Source organism: Actinoplanes nipponensis, assembly GCF_016862275.1.
Lineage (GTDB): Bacteria > Actinomycetota > Actinomycetes > Mycobacteriales > Micromonosporaceae > Actinoplanes > Actinoplanes nipponensis.
On sequence record NZ_BOMQ01000011.1, the window covers coordinates 127,336 to 146,133 of the forward strand.

Sequence of the window (18,798 nt, forward strand, 5' to 3'; positions counted from 1 at the left end):
CTTCAGGCTGCCATCAGTGATGGCTCCTCCTGCACCGACTCCGGACGCCCGACCTGGCGCCCCATCAGCCTCCTCGCCGCGTCCGGCAACCAGCGCCGCTGCCCGGTACGCGGATCGAGGGGCGCTGCGCCGGCCACCGCGACGCCACCCACCGGCCTCCGCGTCCCCGAGCTGACCGATTCAATTTCGGACGTGCTGCGCTACACCGAGAGATCACCGTGACAACGCATCGATGACCGTCTCTTGACAGTCCCGCGCGCAGGGAAGAGACTCGTGCGAAACCGGATGTTAACGCAAACATGCCCGCCGGCGTGCTGCCGTCCGCGTTCCGACCCCCTGGAGGACTCGATGGTGACCCGGAGAACCGTTCTCGGCGCGACCGCGGCCGGCGCGCTCGGCAGCACCCTGATCGGCGGCGCGGCCCGAGCGGATGCCACCGTCACCATCGACCCGGCCGCCGATCACGGCGCGTGGCAGGGATGGGGGACGTCCCTGGCCTGGTGGGCCAACGTCTTCGGCGACCGCGACGACTTCGCGGACCTCTTCTTCACCACGAGGCAGGTCGCCTACAACGGCGCCACCCTGCCCGGGCTGGGCCTGACCATCGCCCGCTACAACCTGGGCGCCAGCAGCTTCAACGACGTGGCCGGCGAACGGATGGTCGCCTCGCCGAACATCCCCCGGTTCAAGCAGATCGAGGGCTACTGGCAGGACTGGCGCAACACCGACCCGAACTCCTCGGCGTGGAACTGGAACGCCGATGCCAAGCAGCGCGCGGCGCTGGTCAAGGCCACCCAGCGGGGGGCGATCAGCGAGCTGTTCGCCAATTCGCCGATGTGGTGGATGTGCCTCAACCACAACCCGTCCGGGGCGGCCGGCGGCGGCCCGAACCTGCAGTCGTGGAACCACTCGCAGCACGCCGCCCACCTGGCGATCGTCGCCCGCCGGGCCCGCGACAACTGGGGCGTGAGCTTCCGGACGGTGGACCCCTTCAACGAGCCGTCGTCCAACTGGTGGCGCGCCGACGGCACCCAGGAGGGCTGCTACATCGACGCCGCCACCCAGCGCAGCGTCCTGGCGCAGCTGCGGGCCGAGCTGAACCGCCAGGGACTGTCCGGCGTGACGGTCTCGGCGTCCGACGAGACGAGCTACGACCTGGCCCGCACGACGTTCGGCAGCTTCGACGCCGCCACCCGGTCCCTGATCGGCCAGGTCAACGTGCACGGCTATCAGGGCGGCGGCGGCCGGCGCGACCTGCTCTTCAACGACGTGCGCGCGGCGGGCAAGGTGCTCTGGAACTCCGAGACCGGCGACGGCGACGGCACCGGGCTCACCCTGGCCGCGAACCTGTGCCTGGACTGGCGCTGGCTGCACCCGACCGCCTGGTGCTACTGGCAGGTGATGGACCCCAGCGCCGGGTGGGGCACGATCCGGTACGACGCCGGCACCCTGACCGCCCGGGCCGTCGAGACGAAGTACTACGTGCTCGCCCAGTTCACCCGGCACATCCGCCCCGGCATGCGGATCATCGACACCGGGGCCGGCAACGCCGCGGCGGCCTACGACCCCGCCGCCCGCCGGCTGGTCGTCGTCGCCGTGAACACCGGCGCGGCGCAGAACCTGACCTTCGACCTGTCCCGCTTCGCGCAGGTCACCGGCGGCAGCAACGGCGTGGTCACCCGCTGGTCCACCGTGCCGGCCGGGACCGACCGTTACGCGGCCCGCTCCGACCTGGGGCTGAGTGGCAAGTCGCTGCGGGTGCCGTTCGCCGCCGCCTCGGTGCAGACGCTCCAGATCGACGGCGTCACCGTGTGACGTCGCGGCCGGCGCCGCCCGCGCCGGCCCCCCGCACCCCTCATGATGAGTTGTCCCGCCCGCACCCGTCATATCTGCGACGGGACACGAACAGGCGGAGGGATGACGTGATGAGTGCGGAAACGCGGCTGGAGGAACGGGACGTGAGCGGTCCGGGCGAGGTCGACGAGCCGGCGTTCACGGGCCTGGCGGAGCGGCACCGGCGCGAGCTCCACGTGCACTGCTACCGGATGCTCGGCTCGTTCGAGGACGCCGAGGACACCGTGCAGGAGACGTTCCTGCGCGCCTGGCGGCGGCGGGAGACCTTCGCGGGCCGGTCGACGTTCCGGGCCTGGCTGTACCGGATCGCCACCAACGCCTGCCTGGACCTGCTGGCCAAGCGCCGCCCGGAGCCCGCCACCGGCGGCGAGGTGCGGTGGCTGCAGCCCTACCCGGACCGGCTGCTCGACGAGCTGCCCGCGGGCGACGCGGACGAGCCGGAGGCCGTCGCCGTTGCCCGCGAGACGATCGAGCTGGCGTACCTGGTCGCGGTCCAGCACCTCGCGCCGCGCCCGCGGGCGGTGCTGATTCTGCGGGACGTGCTGGGCTGGCCGGCCAAGGACGTCGCGGAGCTGCTCGGGGACTCCGTCAACTCGGTGAACAGCGCGCTGCAGCGGGCCCGCGCCGGCCTGCGGGAGCACCTGCCCGCCGAGCGGCAGGACTGGACCGGCGGCGAGGAGGACACCGGCACGCGGGAGCTGGTCCGCCGCTTCACCGACGCCAGCGTGGCCACCGACATCCCCCGGCTCGCCGCGATGCTGCGGGACGACGTCCGCTGCTCGATGCCGCCCACCCCGGGGCTGTACGTCGGCCGGGACGCGGTGGTGCAGGACTGGATGGAGAGCGGCTTCGCGGGCATGACGGGCCTGCGCGCCGTCCCCACCTCGGTGAACCGCCAGCCCGCCGTCGCCTTCTACCACTGGCGGGAGGCGGAGGGCGCGTACCTGCCGCTGACGATCGACGTCCTGCGCATCACCGGCGGGGCGATCGCCGAGATCGTCACCTTCCACCACGACCAGTTCCCGCGGCTCGGTCTGCCCGCGCGCCTGCCGGCGGACGGCACGCCGTGACCAGCGGGAACGAGACCGGGGTGGCCGCCGGGCCGGCACCGGGCCGGGCCGGCCGCACCCGCCGGCTCGCCGGCGCCGGGGTGCTCGCCGCCCTCGCGGCGACGGCGGCCACCACCGTCGCCGCCGCGTTCGCCAAGGCCGTGGGCGTCGACTTCGCGATCCCCGACGGCGGCGAGACGATCCCGCTGCCGGGGTTCGCCGTGGTGACCTGTTTCTTCTCGATGGTGGGCCTGGCCCTCGCCGTCGCCCTGCTCCGGTGGAGCGCCCGCCCGGCCGAGCGGTTCGTGGCGACGGCGGTGTCGCTGACCGCGATCTCGTTGATCCCGCCCCTGGTCTCCGGGGCCGACGCCGCCACCGTCACCGCCCTGATCGGACTGCACCTCGTCCCGGCGGCGGTGATGATCCCGGTCCTGGCGCGGAGCCTGCGCGCCCGGACCGAGGGACGGTCCGGGCGCCGCCGGTGACCCGGCCGGGCCGGTCAGGAGATGGTGCGGGGCAGGTGGCGGGCCTGGGCGACACGCTGCTTCCAGGCCGCGCGGACCGCGTCGATCTCCTTGCGGTGGCGTCGCTCCCACGCGGGCAGCCGCGCCGCGATCAGCCGCAGGGCGATCCGGTACGCCGGGAGCCGGCAGGCCACGTCGGCGTCGAACGCGGCGTGGATCCGCCGGACGCCACGGGTCCACGCCGCGGCCGGTGGGCGGCCGTCGCGCGGCGCGTCCCGGTAGGAGATGCGGGGCTGGAACAGGAAGTCGGTGCGCTCGGCGACGTCGTAGCCGTACCGGTTCTTCATGCACGCGCGGTAGGGGCGCATCGCCGCGATCACGGCGGGGTCGCGTTCCGCGGCGTCGAGCAGCCCGGGGAAACCGGAGAGCGGGTACACCCCGGCCGGCGGATCGACCCCGAGATAGAGCTGGTGCTGGTACGGCGCGGTGCACCGGTTGAGGGTCGCCACGTCGGCGGGCCGGGTCGGGCCCCACGAATCCAGCACTCCGGTCGGCGCGAGCCGGGCGGCGGCCACCTGGTGGAGGATGATCGACCGGCCCCGGTCGGTGATCGAGTCGGCGACGGAACCGCGGCCGGAGCCGAAGCCGAGGTCGGCGTCGGTGAACTCGTCGTAACCGCTGGCGAAGGGCCGGGCGCGGAACGGCCGGCCGGCGGCCCACATGCACCTGGCCACGCCGCCCTCGACCCGGTGATAGTTGATCAGTTCCGCGGCCTGCCGCTCCGCCCGGTGGCCGGCGATGCGGACGTACAGGGTGTCCAGCCGCTGGGCGGTGGCCGCGAGGTCGACCCGTTCGGGCGAGCCGCGGCCCGGGGCCGGCGAGACCAGCAGCAACGCGATCGCCGACCAGGCCGGCACCATGAACCACTTCGTCCTCATGGACGGCAGAACGATCTGGTTCGCGCCTGATGACGGGTGCTGCCGGCCGGTGGCGGGCTGCGTGCTGAGCTACCGGGGCGGCGGCAGCCCGCCGCCCCGGTAGCTCAGTGGTGCCGGATCCCGCCGACCCGCAGGGCCGGACTCAGGTCGTTGACGCGGGCGTCCCGGCCGAAGCGGGTGTCGAGGGGCGCCAGGCCGTACTGCTGCTCGATGGTGCGCAGGATGGAGGTCGTGTCGTAGGACGTGTGGTCGACGCCGGACCGGCGCAGCGACCGGGAGATCAGCACGGCGGGGATGCGGGTGCCGGGCCCGTACTCGTCGGCCGGGCCGGGTGTGGCGTGCCGGCCCTGGCCGGGCGGCACGACGTGATCCCACTGGCCGCCGAACTCGTCGTAGGTCACCACGATCAGGGTGCGGTCGGCCTGCGGCCCGGTCATGACCGCGTCGAGCAGGTCCACCAGGTGCCGCTCGCCGTTGTCGGTGCTGGCGTACCCGGGATGCTCGTTCTCCGCCCCGTACGGCTTGACGAAGCTGACCGCCGGGAGCGTCCCCTCGCGGGCGGCGGCGAAGAACGCGGTCTCGTCCCGCAGGTGGTCGCGGGGGTGCTCGCCGGTGCGCGGGTCGACGTAGCCGGGCGCGTACCGGGCGAAGTAGTTGAAGGGCTGGTGGTGGTACTGGAACAGCGGACCGGGATGCCCGGCCGCCGCGTCGTTCCAGCCGCCGGCGTACCAGGCCCAGCCGATGTTCCGCTCGGACAGCTCGTCGCCGATCGTACGGCGGTAGCCCGGCGCGGCCGGGTCGACGTTGTTGACCAGCGGCAGCGTGTTGGCGCCGCCCGCGGACGGCGGGCTGGCCGGCTGGACGGTGTTGACCGCGTAGTCGCCGCAGGCGTAACCGGGCCGCCCGGGGCAGGCCTGGGTGAGCGGCCCGTCGTTGAGCGCCGGGTCGCTGGTGCGCAGGGGGTACGCCCGCACGCCGGTGCCCGCGGCCGGCGGATTGGGGTTCGGGAAGCCCTGCGCGTCGATGACCGAGTGGGCGGTGGCGGGCGCGCCGGGCCACGGCGGCGCCTGGGCGGCGACGAGATACTGGTGGTTGAGGAACGATCCGCCGAACGCGGCCTGGAAGAACCGGTCCGCGATCACGTAGTGCGGCGCCCCGGCGGCGTGCAGGTACTGGTAGATGGGCAGCTGGCGGGTCTCGTAGTAGCCCTGGGTGAGGCCGGTGGCGTCGCTGCCGGTGCTGTAGCGGTCCATCCGGCCGCCGTCCAGCTGGTACTGCTCCTGGTAGAACCGGTGCACCAGGTCGCGGGTGCAGCCGCCGGGAGTGCCGCCCGGGCAGGTCGGACTCTCCGGCGTGACGTAGTCGTTGATCGAGAACGGCCGGTTCCGGAAGTGGCTGGCGAAGGAGAAGCCGTTGCTCGCCGTGTCGGTGCCGCAGGTGGGGGCGAGCGGCGGCGTCGCCAGGCTCGGGTCGTTCTGATAGAGGCACCGGTAGGGCGTGCCGTCCTGCCGGACCTGGGTGCTGCGGCGCGCGTAGCCCGGCGAGCCGCGCCCGTCGACCCGCTGGGCGCCGACCCGTCCCCAGCCGGCGTACATGTTGTCGAAGCTGTGGTTCTCCTGGTAGATGACCACGAGCCGGGTGAACGGGCCGAGCGGGCCGGCCCGGCGATGGGCCGCTTCGGCCGGGGCGACCGCCGCCGCCAGAACGAGAACGATCGCACCGAGCGCCGCGCTGATCCGCCTCATGTCCACTCCAGACGTCCGACTCACCGCAACTTATCGCGCTCGCCCCCCGCGGTCGAGGCTGTCTCTCGTGGCACCCATCGTCGATTGCCGCGAGCCGGGCAGGCGCCGGTTCACCAGGGGCGGGGCCGGCGGGGGAGCAGCGCCGGGACACGGCGCATGTAGTCGGCATAGGCGGGCCGGCGCCGCAGGGACCGGCGGTCCATCAGCGGCACGCTGACGAAGGTGAACAGCAGGACCATGACGACCGGGCCGAGCACGGTCCACCACCAGGACGGGTCGGCGGCCAGCCCGAACAGCCACAGGCCCCACCAGAAACCGATCTCGCCGAGGTAGTTCGGGTGCCGCGCATAGCGCCACAGCCCGTGCTCGAGCGTGCGTCCCCGGTTGCCGGGATCGCGCGCGAAACGGCGCACCTGCCGGTCGGCGACGGCCTCGACGACGATGGCGCCGCCGGTCACCACGGTCGCGGCGAGGTCCAGGAGACCGAAGGGCCGCCCGGTCGCCGTCACGGCCGGCCAGGCCGCCAGCAGGCCGGCGAAGACGACCAGCGTGGGCATGAGCTGGATGCCGGTGAGGTTGACCAGCCACCAGGGCAGCGCGCGCGGGCGTTGCTCGCGCAGCTGCACGTACCGCCAGTCCTCGTGGCCCAGGCCGCGCCACGACGATGCCCAGTTGGCCGTCAGGCGGACGGCCCAGGCCAGGACCAGCAGCACCACGGCCGCCGGCCGGCCGGCGAGCGCGCCGGGGTCGGCGCCGGTCCGCCAGACCACCCACGCGACGACGATCACCGCCGGGGCGACGCTCCAGTACGGATCGTAGAGGCTCGCGTTGGCCACCAGCGTGCTCGCGGCGAAGACCACGACGGTGGCGGCCAGGTCGGCGCCCAGGGTGACCAGCAGCGGGTGCCGGCCCGGGAGCGCGGCGACCACGATCCCCGCGGCGACCGCGGCCACCACGTAGCTCGCGGCCACGACGGTGAAGCCCGCGACCGGGTTGCGGCCGACCCGGTCCGCTGCCATGCGGGCAGCCTAGTTCGCCGGCGCCGCGGTGTGATCGACTGGAGCCGTGGATGCCGAGGCCGAACGCGAAGCGCAACTGGCGGCACGGGTCCGGGAGCACCTGCAGCCCGGCGAGACCCTCCGGGCCGCCGTCTGGGTCAGCCGGCCGGACGGGCCGGCGTCGGCCGGGCCGACCCGGGCCGAGATGTCACCGTTCCGGTTCCGCCGGCCCGTGCCCGCCGGCCCCGGCGCCCGCCCGGGCGTCCACGGCGCGCCGCGCAGCCGGGCGGTCGACCTGGACGGGCACATCCGCATCGTCACCGACCCCCGGATCCTGGCCCGCACCGACCGCCGGCTCCTGGTCCTGGCCAAGCGGCTCGGCTCCTGGCGCGATCTGTTCCGCCCGGCCTCCGGTGCGCTGCCGCCGTTGCGCCTGTGCTGGGAATGCCCCCGTGCGGACCTCGCCTCGGCCACCGGGCCGGGCGGGCGGCTGCGCCTCACCTTCACCGACGGCTCCGCCGTCACCCTGCTCACCCCGGCCGCCGGCCTGCCGCCCTTCCTCGCCGCCTGAACGGGATCGGGCCATCCACCAGCGGTATCGGGCCATCCACCAGCGGTATCGGGCCATCCACCAGGGGTATCGGGCCATCCACCAGGGGTGAGGCGGGGGCCGGCCCGCGGCGGCGATGCTCGACCGGTGACAGCCGCGCCGTCGAACCGCTGGGTGTCACCGGCGTGGGCCGTGGCCGCGACGGTGACGGTCATGGCCACGGTCCTCGCCGCCGGGCGCCTCGGGCCGCCCGGCACCATGCTGGTCGCCGGTCCGCTCGGCGCCCTGGTGGTGCTGCTCGTGGCCCGCGGGTCCGGGCTCGGCGCCGATGACGTCGGCCTGGGGCGCGGGTCGCTGCGGCGGGGCGCGGCGTACGGGCTGGGCTGCGTCGCCGCGGTGGCCGTGGTGTACCTGGTGGCCGCCCGGCTGCCGGTCACCCGGTCCGCGTTCCTCGACGAGCGGTACCGCCTCGATCCGGGCGCGGCTGTGCGCACGGCGTTCCTGGTGATCCCGCTCGGCACGGTCCTGTTCGAGGAGGTCTCGTTCCGGGGTGTGCTGTGGGGGCTGGTGCGCCGGGAGCGGGGCGCCGCCCCGGCCACGCTGGTGTCGTCAGCGCTGTTCGGGCTCTGGCACGTACTGCCGTCCCTGCGTCTCCACCGGGTCAACCCGGCGGTGGCCGGCCTGGTCGGTCCCGGCCCGGCCGGGCCGTTCCTGGCTGTCGGCGGGGCGGTGCTGGTCACCGCCGTGGCCGGGGTGCTGTTCGGCGAGCTGCGCCGGCGCAGCGGCAGCCTGCTCGCCCCGCTCGGCCTGCACTGGGCGGTCAACGGCCTGGGCGTCCTGGTCACCGCCGGGACCGCGAGGTGGAGCTGAGGACCGATGACGGAGAGGGTGGCGCGCAGATGACGACCACGACGACGCGGAGGCCGACGCCCGCCGAGCCCGAACGGCCTCCGCAACCGCGGCACGGCTGGTGGTGGCGGCTGCTGCACCGGTGGCACTACGGCTTCGTCGGGCTGATCGGCGCGGTGACCTGCTTCTGCCTGTCGCTCACGCCGTCGCTGCTGCCGCGGGGTCCGGGTCTGCAGGCGGTGGTCGGCGGCGTCTCGGCGGCGATCGGCTACGGGCTCGGCGTGCTGGTGGTGTGGCTGGCCGGCCGGCTGTGGGCCGGTCCGGTGCGCCGGCCCGGGCGGACGGCCTGGCGGGTCCTGGCGGCCACCGCCGCGGTCGCCGTGCTGATCTTCCTCTATCTGGGCGCCGGCTGGCAGCGCGAGATCCACGAGATGATGGGCCTGGAGGCGCCCGGACGGCCCCGGTACCTGCTCGTCCTGCCCCTCGCCGCGCTGCTCGCGGCCGGCCTGGTCGGCCTGGTCCGGCTGCTGCGCCACGCGGCCCGCGGCCTCGGCCGGCTGTTCGGGCGGGTGATCCCGGCGCCGGCCGCCCGGGTGCTGGCCGGTCTGGCGGTGGTGCTGCTGGCCCTGGGCGTGCTCAACGGCGTGGTCCTCGACGGGTTCTTCGCCGTCACCGACCGCAGCTTCAAGGCGATCAACGGCGAGACCGAGCCCGACGTGTCGCCGCCGGAGGACCCGCTGCGCTCGGGCGGACCGGGCTCGCTGGTGTCCTGGGCGTCGCTGGGCAAGCAGGGCCGCAACTTCGTCGCCGGCGGGCCGAGCGTCGAGCAGCTGACCCGCTTCGGCGGCGCCGGCGCCCAGCGGTCCATCCGGGTGTACGCCGGGCTGGACTCGGCGCCGACCTCCCGCGACCGGGCCGCCCTGGCCGTGGCGGAGCTGCGGCGCACCGGCGCGTTCGATCGCAAGGTGCTCGTCGTGATCACCACGACCGGCACGGGCTGGGTCGACCAGGACGCCGTCGACCCGCTGGAGTACATGTACCGGGGCGACTCGGCCATGGTCGGCCTGCAGTACTCGTACCTGCCGAGCTGGCTGTCCTTCCTGGTCGACAAGGAACGCGCCCGGCAGGCCGGCCGCGACCTGTTCAACGCCGTGTACGGGGCCTGGTCGAAACTGCCGCCGGGCGGCCGGCCCCGGCTGCTGCTGTTCGGCGAGAGCCTGGGCTCGTTCGGGGCGGAGTCGGCGTTCAGCGGCGCCGACGACATCCGCAACCGGGTCGACGGCATGCTGCTGGTCGGCCCGCCCAACCGGAACGAGCTGTGGCGGGAGTTCGTGGCCGACCGCGACCCGGGCAGCTCCGAGATCCTGCCCCGGTACGGCAACGGCGTCACCATCCGGTTCGCCCGGGACCCGGCCACCGACCTGGACGTGCCCACCCCGGCGTGGCCGGCGCCGCGGGTGGCGTACCTGCAGCACCCGTCGGATCCGATCGTCTGGTGGAGCCCGCGGCTGGTGCTCAGCCGCCCGGACTGGCTGGGTGAGCCCCGCGGCGCCGACGTGTCGCCCGCCGTCCACTGGTACCCGTTCGTCACGTTCTGGCTGGTCACCGCCGACATGGCGTTCTCCACCGGGGTGCCGGCCGGGCACGGGCACAGTTACGGCGCGGAGCCGGTCGCCGCGTGGGCGGACATCGCACCGCCGGCCGGCTGGACCCCGCGGCGGACCGCCGAGCTGACCGAGCTGATCGCGACCCGGCCCGGCTGACCCGGCGCGCGCCCGCGCCGGGCGCAGTGACGTGGCGAACAAAGCGGAGCCTTTCCCTCAACTTCGGCGCTAGCCTTCCGATGCGGAGGGGACACCTCCACTTGGGCCGCGGCGAAGGACGACGATGACGACGACGATTGAGCCGGCGACTCCGCCGGGACACGCTGCTCTCGAGCGGCACGCCGGCCGGTGGTGGGCCCTGGGCGTGCTGGCGCTGGCCCAGCTCATGGTGGTGCTGGACGCCACGATCGTGAACATCGCGCTGCCCACCGCCCAGCGCGACCTCGGGTTCACCGACTCGGGCCGGCAGTGGGTGGTCACCGGTTACGCCCTCGCGTTCGGCAGCCTGCTGCTGCTCGGCGGCCGCCTGTCGGACTCCTTCGGCCGCAAGAAGCTGTTCCTCATCGGCCTGATCGGCTTCGCCCTGGCCTCCGCGCTCGGCGGCGCCGCCAACGGCATCGAGATGCTCATCGTCGCCCGCATCCTGCAGGGCGCGTTCGGCGCCGCGCTGGCCCCGGCCGCGCTGTCGCTGCTGTCGATCACGTTCACCGACCCGGCCGAGCGGGGCAAGGCCTTCGCCATCTTCGGCGCCATCTCCGGCGCGGGCGGCGCCGTCGGCCTGCTGCTCGGCGGCGTGCTGACCGAGTACGCCTCCTGGCGCTGGTGCCTCTACGTCAACCTCGTCTTCGCCGTCCTGGCCGTGCTCGGCGCGATCTTCCGGCTGGGCGACGAGCCCCCGCAGAACCGCGACCGGATGGACTGGCCCGGCGTGATCACCGCCGTCGCCGGCCTGGTCGCCCTGGTCTACGGCCTCGGCAACGCGGAGACCGACGGGTGGCGCGACCCCGTGACGTACGGGTTCATCATCGCCGGTGTCATCATCCTGGTCGCGTTCGTGACCATCGAGCGCCGCGTCGCGCACCCGCTGCTGCCGCTGCGGGTCGTGCTGGACCGCAACCGCGGCGGCTCGTACCTGTCGATCGCCATCGCCGGCGCCGGCCTGTTCGGCGTCTTCCTGTTCCTCACCTACTACCTGACCAGCGTGCTCGGCTTCACGCCGATCCAGTCCGGGCTGGCCTTCCTGCCGATGCTGGCCGCCGTCATGCTCACGGCCACCACCATCGGCTCGATCCTCACCCCGCGCATCGGCCCGCGCCCGCTGGTCACCATCGGCGCGCTCCTGGCCGCCGGCGGCATGTTCTTCTTCACCCGGCTCGCCCTGGACTCCAGCTACGTCACCGGCGTCCTGCCCGGCCTGATCATCACCGGGCTCGGCATGGGCCTGATCTTCGCCCCGACCCAGAACGCGGCCACCTCCGGCGTGCAGCACCACGACGCCGGCGTCGCCTCGGCGATGATCAATACCGCGCAGCAGATCGGCGGCTCGATCGGCACCGCCCTGCTGAGCTCCTTCGCCGCCTCCGCCGCCACGAACTACCTGGCCGGCAAGGCGCCCGGGCCGCAGACGGCCGCGCTGGCCGCCCTCGACAGCTACCACACCGTCTTCTGGTGGTCCGCCGGCTTCTTCGTCCTCTGCGGGATCGTCTCCGCGGTGACGTTCCGCACCGGTCCGCTCGAGGTCGACCCCGACGCCGCCCCCGTCATCGCCCACTGAGCCGAGCTGTCCCCGCGCTCCGCCCCGGCCTCCGGCCGGGGCGGAGCTGTCAGTTGCCGGGCCCGGCGAGCGCGCCCGCGATCGCCGCGCGGGCCGCGTCGCGCAGGGCGTACGCGTCGGGGAAGTCCGCCGGCGCGAGCGGCGGCAGCACCTCGACCCGCGCCCTGATCTGCTCGCGCAGGATGAAACCGTGCCGGGGCAGCGCCCGCCGGGTGCCGTGCACCGCGATCGGGAAGACCGGCACGCCGTGCCGCACCGCGAGCTCGAAGGCGCCGTCCTTGAACGGCTGCAGCGTGCCGTCCGAGGTGCGCCGCCCCTCCGGGAACATCATCAGCGGCGAGCCGGCCCCGAGCAGCCGGTGACACAGCTCCATCATCCGCCGCACCGAGGGCCCGCTGCCGCGGACCACCGGCACGTACCCGTTGAGGCGCATGTTCCAGCCGATCACCGGCACCCGGAAGATCTCCTGCTTGGAAACCCACTTGAACGGCCGGAACAGCGCGTACAGCACCAGGATGTCGATCAGCGAGGCGTGGTTGGCGACCAGCACCGCGGCGCCGTGCCAGGGCAGCCGGTCCCGGCGGGCGATCCGCAGCCGCCACAACGGGTTGACGTAGACGTAGAACGCCGCCCAGGCCGACGAGTACAGGTGCAACGCGACCCGGCGCCGGTCGAACGGCAGCGCGACCAGCCACACCAGCACCGCGCCGGCGAAGAACACCGGGCAGGTGATCGCGATGAACGCCCAGTACGCCACCGAGAACACCCGCAACATGCGGACATCCTGTCACGGGCCGTCGGCCGCGCCGCCGTGCCGGCGGGGTCAGAGCTCGAGAGCGCCCTCGATCATCCGCAGCCGGTGCCGGGCCAGGGCGAGGTTCGCGCGATCCCGGCTCAGCACCAGGTACACGAAGAGGCCCCGCCCGGACGCCCCGGTGACGGGACGGATGAGGTGGTACTGCGAGCCGAGGGTCACCAGGATGTCGTCGATGGTCTCGCGCAGGCCCAGCAGCTCGATCGTCCGGAGCTTCGCGCGCAGCACCTCCGTGTTGACCGCCGCGGCCGTGGTCACATCGAAGTCCCGGTTGCCGCCGGCCGTGCCCAGCGCCATCCCGCTGGTGCTGTCCACGACAGCCGCCGCGATCGCGCCGTCGACCTGCAGCGCGTCCTTGAGCGCTACGTCCATCTCTGCCATCCGAGTCCCTCCACCGTGGTCCGCCGTCTGAGCCCGACAATGGGGGACCCGGGCGGCAGCCGATCGGACGCGCTGTCCGGTTCCCCGCCGAACTCCCGGCGCACACTGGGTTTGTCCGGATTTCCAGTTGCGCGTCTTCGCAACTCAACAGGTCGGCAACTGAAGACGCGCGCGGTTGCGTGGGCTCCGGGTCCCGGGAGAAGCTACGAGCCCAGCACCGCGCAACGGCGCGGTTGCGCAGCATGTGAGGGCCGCCGGTGTCGGTACCGCTCTATCAGGCGAAGGCGGAGATGTTCCGCGTCCTCGGCCACCCCGTCCGGATCCGCGTGCTGGAGCTGCTCCAGGCCGGCCCGCTGCCGGTCCGCGACCTGCTCTCCGAGATCGAGGTGGAGCCCTCCAACATGTCGCAGCAGCTGGCCGTGCTGCGCCGCGCCGGGGTCGTGGTCTCCTTCCGCGACGCCGGCCTGGTCATGTACGCGCTGAGCACCCCGGCCGTCGCGGACCTGCTGGCCGCCGGCCGGCGCATCCTCGGCGAGGTCCTCACCGACCGGGACAGCCTGCTGGCCGAGCTGAAGGCCCAGGGCAACCCCCGCTGAGCGGACGGTGGGCCCGGAGCGGCTAACGGCGCCGCACCGGGACGTAGACCGCCGCACCGATCAGCAACTCGCCGCGATTGTTGAGGTCCCGCACCGCGGACGCCGCCTCGGCCGGCACGCCGGCCGGGGTGAGGTCCCGCATCGTGCCGTGCCGGTACAGGAACGCGTGCTCCTCGAGCGAGTACGGCGCGATGTTGCCGCTGCCGAGGATCACCCCGTGCTCGTTGATCGCGGCCGCCCCGCCGGCGTTGCCGCCCGGCAGCGAACCGAGGTAGCTCATCGTGCCGTGGTGCCAGCGCACGGCGCGGCTGATCGGCTCGCTGGTCCAGTCGGTGACGCTGCCGGCGACCTCACCGCGGTCGTTGATGGCCGTCGCCCGGCTCGGGGTCCCGGCCGCCAGCCACGTCACCTTGCCGCGCTGCCAGAGGAAGGCGTGTTGCGGGCCGTCGGCGCCGCGGCCGGACCAACCGACCACCTGTCCCCGGTTGTTGATGTCGAGGGGCTGGGTGTATCCGCCGACGCCGAGGTCACGCATCCGCCCGTGCTGCCAGATGAACCCGCGCGGCTCGCCCCGGGCGGTCCAGCTGGTGCCGACGACCTGTCCGCGGTCGTTGACGGCGGAGGCGTAGCTGGAACCGCTGCCGAGGTCGCCGAGGTCGATGAGGTGGCCCCGGCGCCACAGCACGGCCCGCTGACGGCCGCCGCGGTCGCTGCTGCCGACCACGTCGCCGCGGGCGTTGACGTCTCGGGCCATGGCCCGTTCGTCCGGGCCGGCTTCCAGGACCCCGAGGTCGGTCATCCGCCCGTGCTGCCACCGGAAGGCGTGCAGCACCTGGTCCGCGGTCTCGAACTGGCCGACGACCTGCCCGCTGTCGTTCATCGCGTACGCACCGGCCCGTTCACCCGTGACGCCGGTGAGCGGAACCGCCCGGTACCGCCCGGGCAGCGTCGCCGGGCCGGCGGCCGCGGGTCCGGCCGAGGCCACCGTGGCGACCAGCGCGCACGTCGCGGCCATCAGGATGCGCGTCAGCCGGGTCATCTCAGGCCCCCGATCCGCGCAGCGTCGCCGCCCGGCGCAGCGCCGGGCAGATCAACCGCTGGACGGTGGCCCGGTCGCCCGGGGCGTACTCCCAGCCGAGGTCGGCCAGCACGACGACGGCGTGCCCGGCGCGGGCGACGACGACGTACGTGGTGTGGGTGATCGGCTGCCCGTCCGGGTCGGTCCAGGGCTCCTGGAGCCGGATGAGCAGCGAGTCCCGGCCGGCCGGCCCGGCCCGTACGACCGTCCACCGTCCCACCTGGTCGGTGCGGCCGCCCGGGAGCAGCGCCCGGCGCAGCTCGCGCAGATACCGCGCGGCCCCGGCGCCCCGGTAGGTGGTGACGTGCTCGACGAGCGCGGTGTGGAAGTCGGCCGTCCGGTAGTCGATCGCGATGGCGCCCTGCGCGCGGCGGGACGCCTGACTGGCGTACCGTTCGGCGCCGCCCGGCAGCGGCGGGCGCAGGTGGGCGGCGTAGTCGTCGGTCAGTGGCCGGCCGGCCACCCCGCCGAGGTCTTCCGGTTGCAGGAAGGCCGATTCCGGCACGACCCCGGCCTCGGACCGGCGGCCGGCCTGGACGGGCTCGGCGAGCGCGACGGTGCCTCCGGCGACGACCAGCGCCACCACGAGTAGCCGAACCAGATTTCTGACGGATGTGAGCAACGTGGACATGACTGCCTCCGTGAGCCCCCTCCGATCTCGCAATGTAGCGCCGGGCCCGCGGCGCGCATCAGGGCCGTTGGTCCCCGGCGCACGGGTGGCCGGCCCGCGTCCCCGGCCCCGCGCGGGCCGAAAATGCGCCGAGAATTATCGGAATCTTGCGGCGTTGACACCGAATGTTTCAGGCTATTACGTTGGCGGGGTCTCGTCCGTCGGCCGCTCCCGGCGCCGGCAGCCTGAAAGGGTTCCCCCCAAGATGACCTCTGTCCTGCACGTGGCGACCACCGGCGCCGACATCGACGCCGACGGCTCCGAGAAGCAGCCGTTCCGCACCATCAACCGGGCGGCGGCCGTGGCCCGGCCGGGCGACACGGTGGTCGTGCACGCCGGGGAGTACCGCGAGTGGGTGGCGCCACCGCGCGGCGGTCTGAGCGACACCCGCCGGATCACCTACACCGCCGCCGACGGCGAGCACGTGGTCATCAAGGGGTCCGAGCGGGTCACCGGCTGGGTCCCCGAGGACGGCACGGTCTGGCGGGTGAGCGTGCCGAACGCGCTGTTCGGCGACTTCAACCCGTTCGCCGAGGAGGTGGCCGGCGACTGGATCGTCTACCCCGAGGGCGCGCCGCCCCGGCACCTCGGCGACGTGTACCTCAACGGGCGCAGCTTCTACGAGGCCGCCGGGCGCGCCGAGCTGGACGATCCGCCGTTGCGCACCGAGGTGCGGGACCACTGGACCGGCGTGGCCGACCGGGTCCGGGACCCGGAGGGCACCCGGCTGGTCTGGTACGCCCGGGTGGGCGCCGACGAGACCACGATCTGGGCGAACTTCCAGGGCGCCGACCCGAACGCCGAACTCGTCGAGATCAACGTGCGCCGTTCGGTGTTCTACCCCCTCGTCCCGCACCTGGACTACATCACCGTGCGCGGTTTCGAGCTGGCCCAGGCCGCCTGCCCGTGGACCCCGCCGACGGCCGACCAGCCCGGCCTGATCGGCCCCAACTGGGCCAAGGGCTGGATCATCGAGGACAACGTCATCCACGACGCGAAGTGCTCGGCGATCTCGCTCGGCAAGGAGGCGTCCACCGGGCACAACCACGCCACCGAGCGCGGCGACAAGCCCGGCTACCAGTACCAGCTCGAGTCGGTGTTCGCCGCCCGGCAGATCGGCTGGGACCGCGAGCACATCGGCTCGCACATCGTGCGCCGCAACACGATCCACGACTGCGGGCAGAACGGGATCGTCGGGCACCTGGGCTGCGTGTTCTCCACCATCGAGGACAACCACATCTACAACATCGCGCTCAAGCGCGAGTTCTACGGCTACGAGATCGGCGGCATCAAGCTGCACGCGGCGGTCGACGTGGTGATCCGGCACAACCGCATCCACGACTGCTCGCTGGGCACCTGGCTGGACTGGCAGACGCAGGGCACCCGGGTCTCCCGCAACGTCTACTACCGCAACAACCGGGACCTGTTCATCGAGGTCAGCCACGGCCCCTACCTGGTCGACCACAACCTGCTGGGCTCCCGCGCCTCGTTCGAGTCGTTCAGCCAGGGCGGCGCGTTCGTCGGCAACCTGTTCGCCGGCACGGTCCGCCTGGAGCCGGTGCTGGACCGGGCCACCCCGTACCACCGGCCGCACAGCACCCAGGTGGCCGGCTACGCGGTGATCCGCGGCGGCGACGACCGCTACGTCGGCAACGTCTTCCTCGGCGGCGACCTCGCCGCGGCGTACGGTCCGGGCGGCGACGGCGAAGGCATTCCCGGGTACGGCCTGGCCGGCTACGACGGCCACCCGGCGTCCTTCGAGGAGTACCTGGACCGCCTGGCCGCCCAGCCGCCCGGCGACCACCAGCGCTTCCGCGACGTGCTCCAGCCGGTGTACGCCCGCGACAACGTGTACGCCGCGGGGGCCCGGCCGTTCGCCGCCGAGACCGGCCCGCGGGTGCTGGGGGACGCGACGGTGTCGGTGGCCGAGGAGGGCGACGAGGTCTACCTGGAGACGGACCTGCCGGCCGAATTCGACCGGGTCCGCGTCGGCGTGGTCGGCGGCCGTGACCTGCCGCGGGTCCGCTTCGCCGACGCCGACTTCGAGGAGCCCGACGGCAGCCCGGCGGTCATCGACGTCGACCTGACGGGGGAGCGGCGCCGGCCCGGCGAGCCCGCGGCGGCCGGCCCGATCGCCGCGCTGACCTCAGGTACGACGCGGGTGCGCGTCTGGTGAGCTGACGCGGCTGTCGTGGCCCTCGAGGAGCGCACTCGCGAGGGCCCGCACCGCGTCCCGGACGGGTCGGCGCGACGGCGATCGGGGCCCGCCCGGCCGGGGTGGCCGGAAGCCGTTCAGGGATTGCAGCGCGGGCACCGTTGCGGGTCGGCGCCGGGCTCGGACCGGGGCACGAGGACGTGGTGCGGGCAGCCCGCACAGCCGTGCCGGTCGGCCGCGATCGCGTCGGTCGGCGTGCCGCAGGCCCGGCACGGCAGGCCCGGCCGGCTGTCGACGCGGCCGAAGCCGGGGCAGCCGCAGGCCGGGCACCCGGTGGCCAGGCGGTCGGCGAGGCGTCGACCCAGGCGGCGCAGCACGGCGCGGCGGGTGGGGTTGTGGCAGGCGCGCAGGTCGGGCTCGACGAGGGCGTGCCCGTCGGCGGAGCGTTCGGTGGCGTGGCGGACGGCCGCGGCCAGCGGCTCGGCGGCGGTGACGCCCTTGCGGATGTCGGCGGGTGAGCCGCCGGCGGACGGGCGGACGATCAGGGCCTGCCGGCCGAAGCCGGCCCGTTCGAGGAAGTCGCCGGCCGCGGCGACCGAGCGGATGCGGACGGCGGCGGGCAGGGTGAGCGGTACGCGTTCGCCCTCGATGACCTCGATGTCGCGGGCCGCGTCGTGGAACAGCAGGAGCTCCTCGTGCACGGCGACCGGGCTGCCGTGCAGGTGGCCGTAGCTGGCCTCGCTGGCCAGGGCCAGGCCGGCGCCGGTGAGCCGCCGGGCGAGGTCCGCCTTGGCGCGGGCGGCGGCCAGGGGGCTGCCGGTGCGAGGGGTCTCGCCGGTGAAGGTGCCGTACTGGTCGGTGTCGATGTCGTCGGGTGCGGTCACCCGGGCCCCCAGGACGTCGGCGAAGGCGCCGGCGACCTGGTGGTGCTTGCCGTGGCGGGTGCCGAAGGCGACGAGCGCGCCGCGGTAGGGCGGCACCGGTCAGGGCGCGGGGGTGGTGGCCGGCTCCTGCAGCACCGCGAGGATCTCGCCGATGCGGTGGTCGCGTTCGAGGGGGTGCCGCAGCGGCAGCTCGGGGTGCAGCTGGTAGCGGTTGCGGCGGCCCTCGCGGACGCTGTCGAGGTAGCCGGCCTCGGTGAGGTCGGCGACGATGCGCTGCACGGCGCGTTCGGTGATGCCCACGCGCTCGGCCAGGTCGCGGTGGCGGATGCCGGGATCGCGGGCGACGCACAGCAGCACGTGCGCGTGGTTGGTCAGGAAGGTCCAGTCGGCCATGA

At 74.1% G+C, this 18,798-nt stretch carries 19 protein-coding genes; 9 read left to right on the forward strand and 10 right to left on the reverse strand.

Annotated features, from left to right (window positions below; all coding sequences use genetic code 11):
* Positions 1-2 precede the first annotated feature (2 nt).
* Positions 3-152, reverse strand: a complete 150-nt coding sequence (locus Ani05nite_RS42220; protein WP_369076842.1) for a DUF6192 family protein — start codon at positions 150-152, stop codon at positions 3-5.
* Positions 153-348: 196 nt separating this feature from the next.
* Between Ani05nite_RS42220 and Ani05nite_RS04795 the strand changes: the two genes are divergently transcribed.
* The 3 genes from Ani05nite_RS04795 (at position 349) to Ani05nite_RS04805 (ending at position 3,388) form a co-directional block, all read left to right on the forward strand.
* Positions 349-1,815, forward strand: a complete 1,467-nt coding sequence (locus Ani05nite_RS04795) for a glycoside hydrolase (RefSeq protein WP_203765473.1) — start codon at positions 349-351, stop codon at positions 1,813-1,815.
* Positions 1,816-1,925: 110 nt separating this feature from the next.
* The gene (locus Ani05nite_RS04800) at positions 1,926-2,924 is read left to right on the forward strand and encodes an RNA polymerase subunit sigma-70 (protein WP_203765475.1); all 999 of its coding nucleotides are present in this window, start codon (positions 1,926-1,928) and stop codon (positions 2,922-2,924) included.
* Complete coding sequence (locus Ani05nite_RS04805; protein ID WP_203765477.1) at positions 2,921-3,388, forward strand: DUF6069 family protein; 468 nt, start codon at positions 2,921-2,923, stop codon at positions 3,386-3,388. The genes Ani05nite_RS04800 and Ani05nite_RS04805 overlap by 4 nt, the downstream gene beginning before the upstream one ends.
* A gap of 14 nt (positions 3,389-3,402) precedes the next feature.
* Here the strand turns inward: Ani05nite_RS04805 and Ani05nite_RS04810 are convergent, their stop codons facing one another.
* The 3 genes from Ani05nite_RS04810 to Ani05nite_RS04820 form a co-directional block, all read right to left on the reverse strand.
* Positions 3,403-4,305, reverse strand: a complete 903-nt coding sequence (locus Ani05nite_RS04810) for a hypothetical protein (RefSeq protein WP_203765479.1) — start codon at positions 4,303-4,305, stop codon at positions 3,403-3,405.
* A 104-nt stretch (positions 4,306-4,409) separates the two neighbouring features.
* Complete coding sequence (gene acpA / locus Ani05nite_RS04815) at positions 4,410-6,050, reverse strand: acid phosphatase (RefSeq protein WP_203765480.1); 1,641 nt, start codon at positions 6,048-6,050, stop codon at positions 4,410-4,412.
* 110 nt (positions 6,051-6,160) lie between these two features.
* Complete coding sequence (locus tag Ani05nite_RS04820) at positions 6,161-7,069, reverse strand: DUF1295 domain-containing protein (protein WP_203765482.1); 909 nt, start codon at positions 7,067-7,069, stop codon at positions 6,161-6,163.
* Positions 7,070-7,115: 46 nt separating this feature from the next.
* On the opposite strand from Ani05nite_RS04820, the gene Ani05nite_RS04825 reads away from it, so the two are divergent.
* From Ani05nite_RS04825 to Ani05nite_RS04840, 4 genes are all read left to right on the forward strand, one after another.
* Positions 7,116-7,619 carry a hypothetical protein gene (locus Ani05nite_RS04825; protein WP_203765483.1) on the forward strand — a complete coding sequence of 168 codons (504 nt, stop codon included), beginning with the start codon at positions 7,116-7,118 and terminating at the stop codon, positions 7,617-7,619.
* Positions 7,620-7,745: 126 nt separating this feature from the next.
* Complete coding sequence (locus Ani05nite_RS04830; protein ID WP_239129293.1) at positions 7,746-8,468, forward strand: CPBP family intramembrane glutamic endopeptidase; 723 nt, start codon at positions 7,746-7,748, stop codon at positions 8,466-8,468.
* Positions 8,469-8,497: 29 nt separating this feature from the next.
* Positions 8,498-10,210: an alpha/beta hydrolase gene (locus tag Ani05nite_RS04835; RefSeq protein WP_203765490.1), complete on the forward strand. Its 1,713-nt coding sequence runs from the start codon at positions 8,498-8,500 to the stop codon at positions 10,208-10,210.
* A 124-nt stretch (positions 10,211-10,334) separates the two neighbouring features.
* Positions 10,335-11,825: a DHA2 family efflux MFS transporter permease subunit gene (locus Ani05nite_RS04840; RefSeq protein WP_203765494.1), complete on the forward strand. Its 1,491-nt coding sequence runs from the start codon at positions 10,335-10,337 to the stop codon at positions 11,823-11,825.
* A 49-nt stretch (positions 11,826-11,874) separates the two neighbouring features.
* Here the strand turns inward: Ani05nite_RS04840 and Ani05nite_RS04845 are convergent, their stop codons facing one another.
* On the reverse strand, positions 11,875-12,600 hold the full coding sequence (locus Ani05nite_RS04845) for a lysophospholipid acyltransferase family protein (RefSeq protein ID WP_203765499.1): 726 nt from the start codon (positions 12,598-12,600) through the stop codon (positions 11,875-11,877).
* A 48-nt stretch (positions 12,601-12,648) separates the two neighbouring features.
* Positions 12,649-13,020 (reverse strand): hypothetical protein, encoded by a 372-nt coding sequence (locus Ani05nite_RS04850; protein WP_203765501.1) that lies wholly within the window; start codon positions 13,018-13,020, stop codon positions 12,649-12,651.
* A 257-nt stretch (positions 13,021-13,277) separates the two neighbouring features.
* Between Ani05nite_RS04850 and Ani05nite_RS04855 the strand changes: the two genes are divergently transcribed.
* Positions 13,278-13,616, forward strand: coding sequence for an ArsR/SmtB family transcription factor (locus tag Ani05nite_RS04855; RefSeq protein ID WP_203765503.1), 339 nt, complete (start codon positions 13,278-13,280; stop codon positions 13,614-13,616).
* A gap of 22 nt (positions 13,617-13,638) precedes the next feature.
* On the opposite strand, the gene Ani05nite_RS04860 is transcribed toward Ani05nite_RS04855, so the two are convergent.
* Both Ani05nite_RS04860 and Ani05nite_RS04865 read right to left on the reverse strand, forming a co-directional pair.
* Entirely contained in the window at positions 13,639-14,655 is a 1,017-nt protein-coding gene (locus tag Ani05nite_RS04860) for a hypothetical protein (protein ID WP_203765505.1), read from the reverse strand.
* A 1-nt stretch (position 14,656) separates the two neighbouring features.
* Complete coding sequence (locus Ani05nite_RS04865; RefSeq protein WP_203765507.1) at positions 14,657-15,325, reverse strand: hypothetical protein; 669 nt, start codon at positions 15,323-15,325, stop codon at positions 14,657-14,659.
* Between the two features lie 244 nt (positions 15,326-15,569).
* Here Ani05nite_RS04865 and Ani05nite_RS04870 point away from each other — a divergent pair, with 244 nt between their 5' ends.
* Positions 15,570-17,540, forward strand: a complete 1,971-nt coding sequence (locus tag Ani05nite_RS04870; protein WP_203765509.1) for a right-handed parallel beta-helix repeat-containing protein — start codon at positions 15,570-15,572, stop codon at positions 17,538-17,540.
* Positions 17,541-17,656: 116 nt separating this feature from the next.
* Here Ani05nite_RS04870 and Ani05nite_RS04875 read toward each other — a convergent pair whose 3' ends face one another.
* Together Ani05nite_RS04875 and Ani05nite_RS04880 are read right to left on the reverse strand one after the other, a co-directional pair.
* Positions 17,657-18,499: a DUF6671 family protein gene (locus Ani05nite_RS04875; protein WP_203765511.1), complete on the reverse strand. Its 843-nt coding sequence runs from the start codon at positions 18,497-18,499 to the stop codon at positions 17,657-17,659.
* Positions 18,500-18,502: 3 nt separating this feature from the next.
* Positions 18,503-18,796: a helix-turn-helix transcriptional regulator gene (locus Ani05nite_RS04880; RefSeq protein ID WP_203765513.1), complete on the reverse strand. Its 294-nt coding sequence runs from the start codon at positions 18,794-18,796 to the stop codon at positions 18,503-18,505.
* Positions 18,797-18,798 lie beyond the last annotated feature (2 nt).

Bases quoted from the DNA above. Each gene is read 5' to 3' on its own strand.
- Ani05nite_RS04820 (WP_203765482.1), bottom strand. From the start codon at position 7,069: ATGGCAGCGGACCGGGTCGGCCGCAACCCGGTCGCGGGCTTCACCGTC.
- Ani05nite_RS04860 (WP_203765505.1), bottom strand. From the start codon at position 14,655: ATGACCCGGCTGACGCGCATCCTGATGGCCGCGACGTGCGCGCTGGTC.
- Ani05nite_RS04840 (WP_203765494.1), top strand. From the start codon at position 10,335: ATGACGACGACGATTGAGCCGGCGACTCCGCCGGGACACGCTGCTCTC.
- Ani05nite_RS04795 (WP_203765473.1), top strand. From the start codon at position 349: ATGGTGACCCGGAGAACCGTTCTCGGCGCGACCGCGGCCGGCGCGCTC.
- Ani05nite_RS04880 (WP_203765513.1), bottom strand. From the start codon at position 18,796: ATGGCCGACTGGACCTTCCTGACCAACCACGCGCACGTGCTGCTGTGC.
- Ani05nite_RS04800 (WP_203765475.1), top strand. From the start codon at position 1,926: ATGAGTGCGGAAACGCGGCTGGAGGAACGGGACGTGAGCGGTCCGGGC.
- Ani05nite_RS04810 (WP_203765479.1), bottom strand. From the start codon at position 4,305: ATGAGGACGAAGTGGTTCATGGTGCCGGCCTGGTCGGCGATCGCGTTG.
- Ani05nite_RS04865 (WP_203765507.1), bottom strand. From the start codon at position 15,325: ATGTCCACGTTGCTCACATCCGTCAGAAATCTGGTTCGGCTACTCGTG.
- Ani05nite_RS04845 (WP_203765499.1), bottom strand. From the start codon at position 12,600: ATGTTGCGGGTGTTCTCGGTGGCGTACTGGGCGTTCATCGCGATCACC.
- Ani05nite_RS04835 (WP_203765490.1), top strand. From the start codon at position 8,498: ATGACGACCACGACGACGCGGAGGCCGACGCCCGCCGAGCCCGAACGG.
- Ani05nite_RS04870 (WP_203765509.1), top strand. From the start codon at position 15,570: ATGACCTCTGTCCTGCACGTGGCGACCACCGGCGCCGACATCGACGCC.
- acpA (WP_203765480.1), bottom strand. From the start codon at position 6,050: ATGAGGCGGATCAGCGCGGCGCTCGGTGCGATCGTTCTCGTTCTGGCG.
- Ani05nite_RS04850 (WP_203765501.1), bottom strand. From the start codon at position 13,020: ATGGCAGAGATGGACGTAGCGCTCAAGGACGCGCTGCAGGTCGACGGC.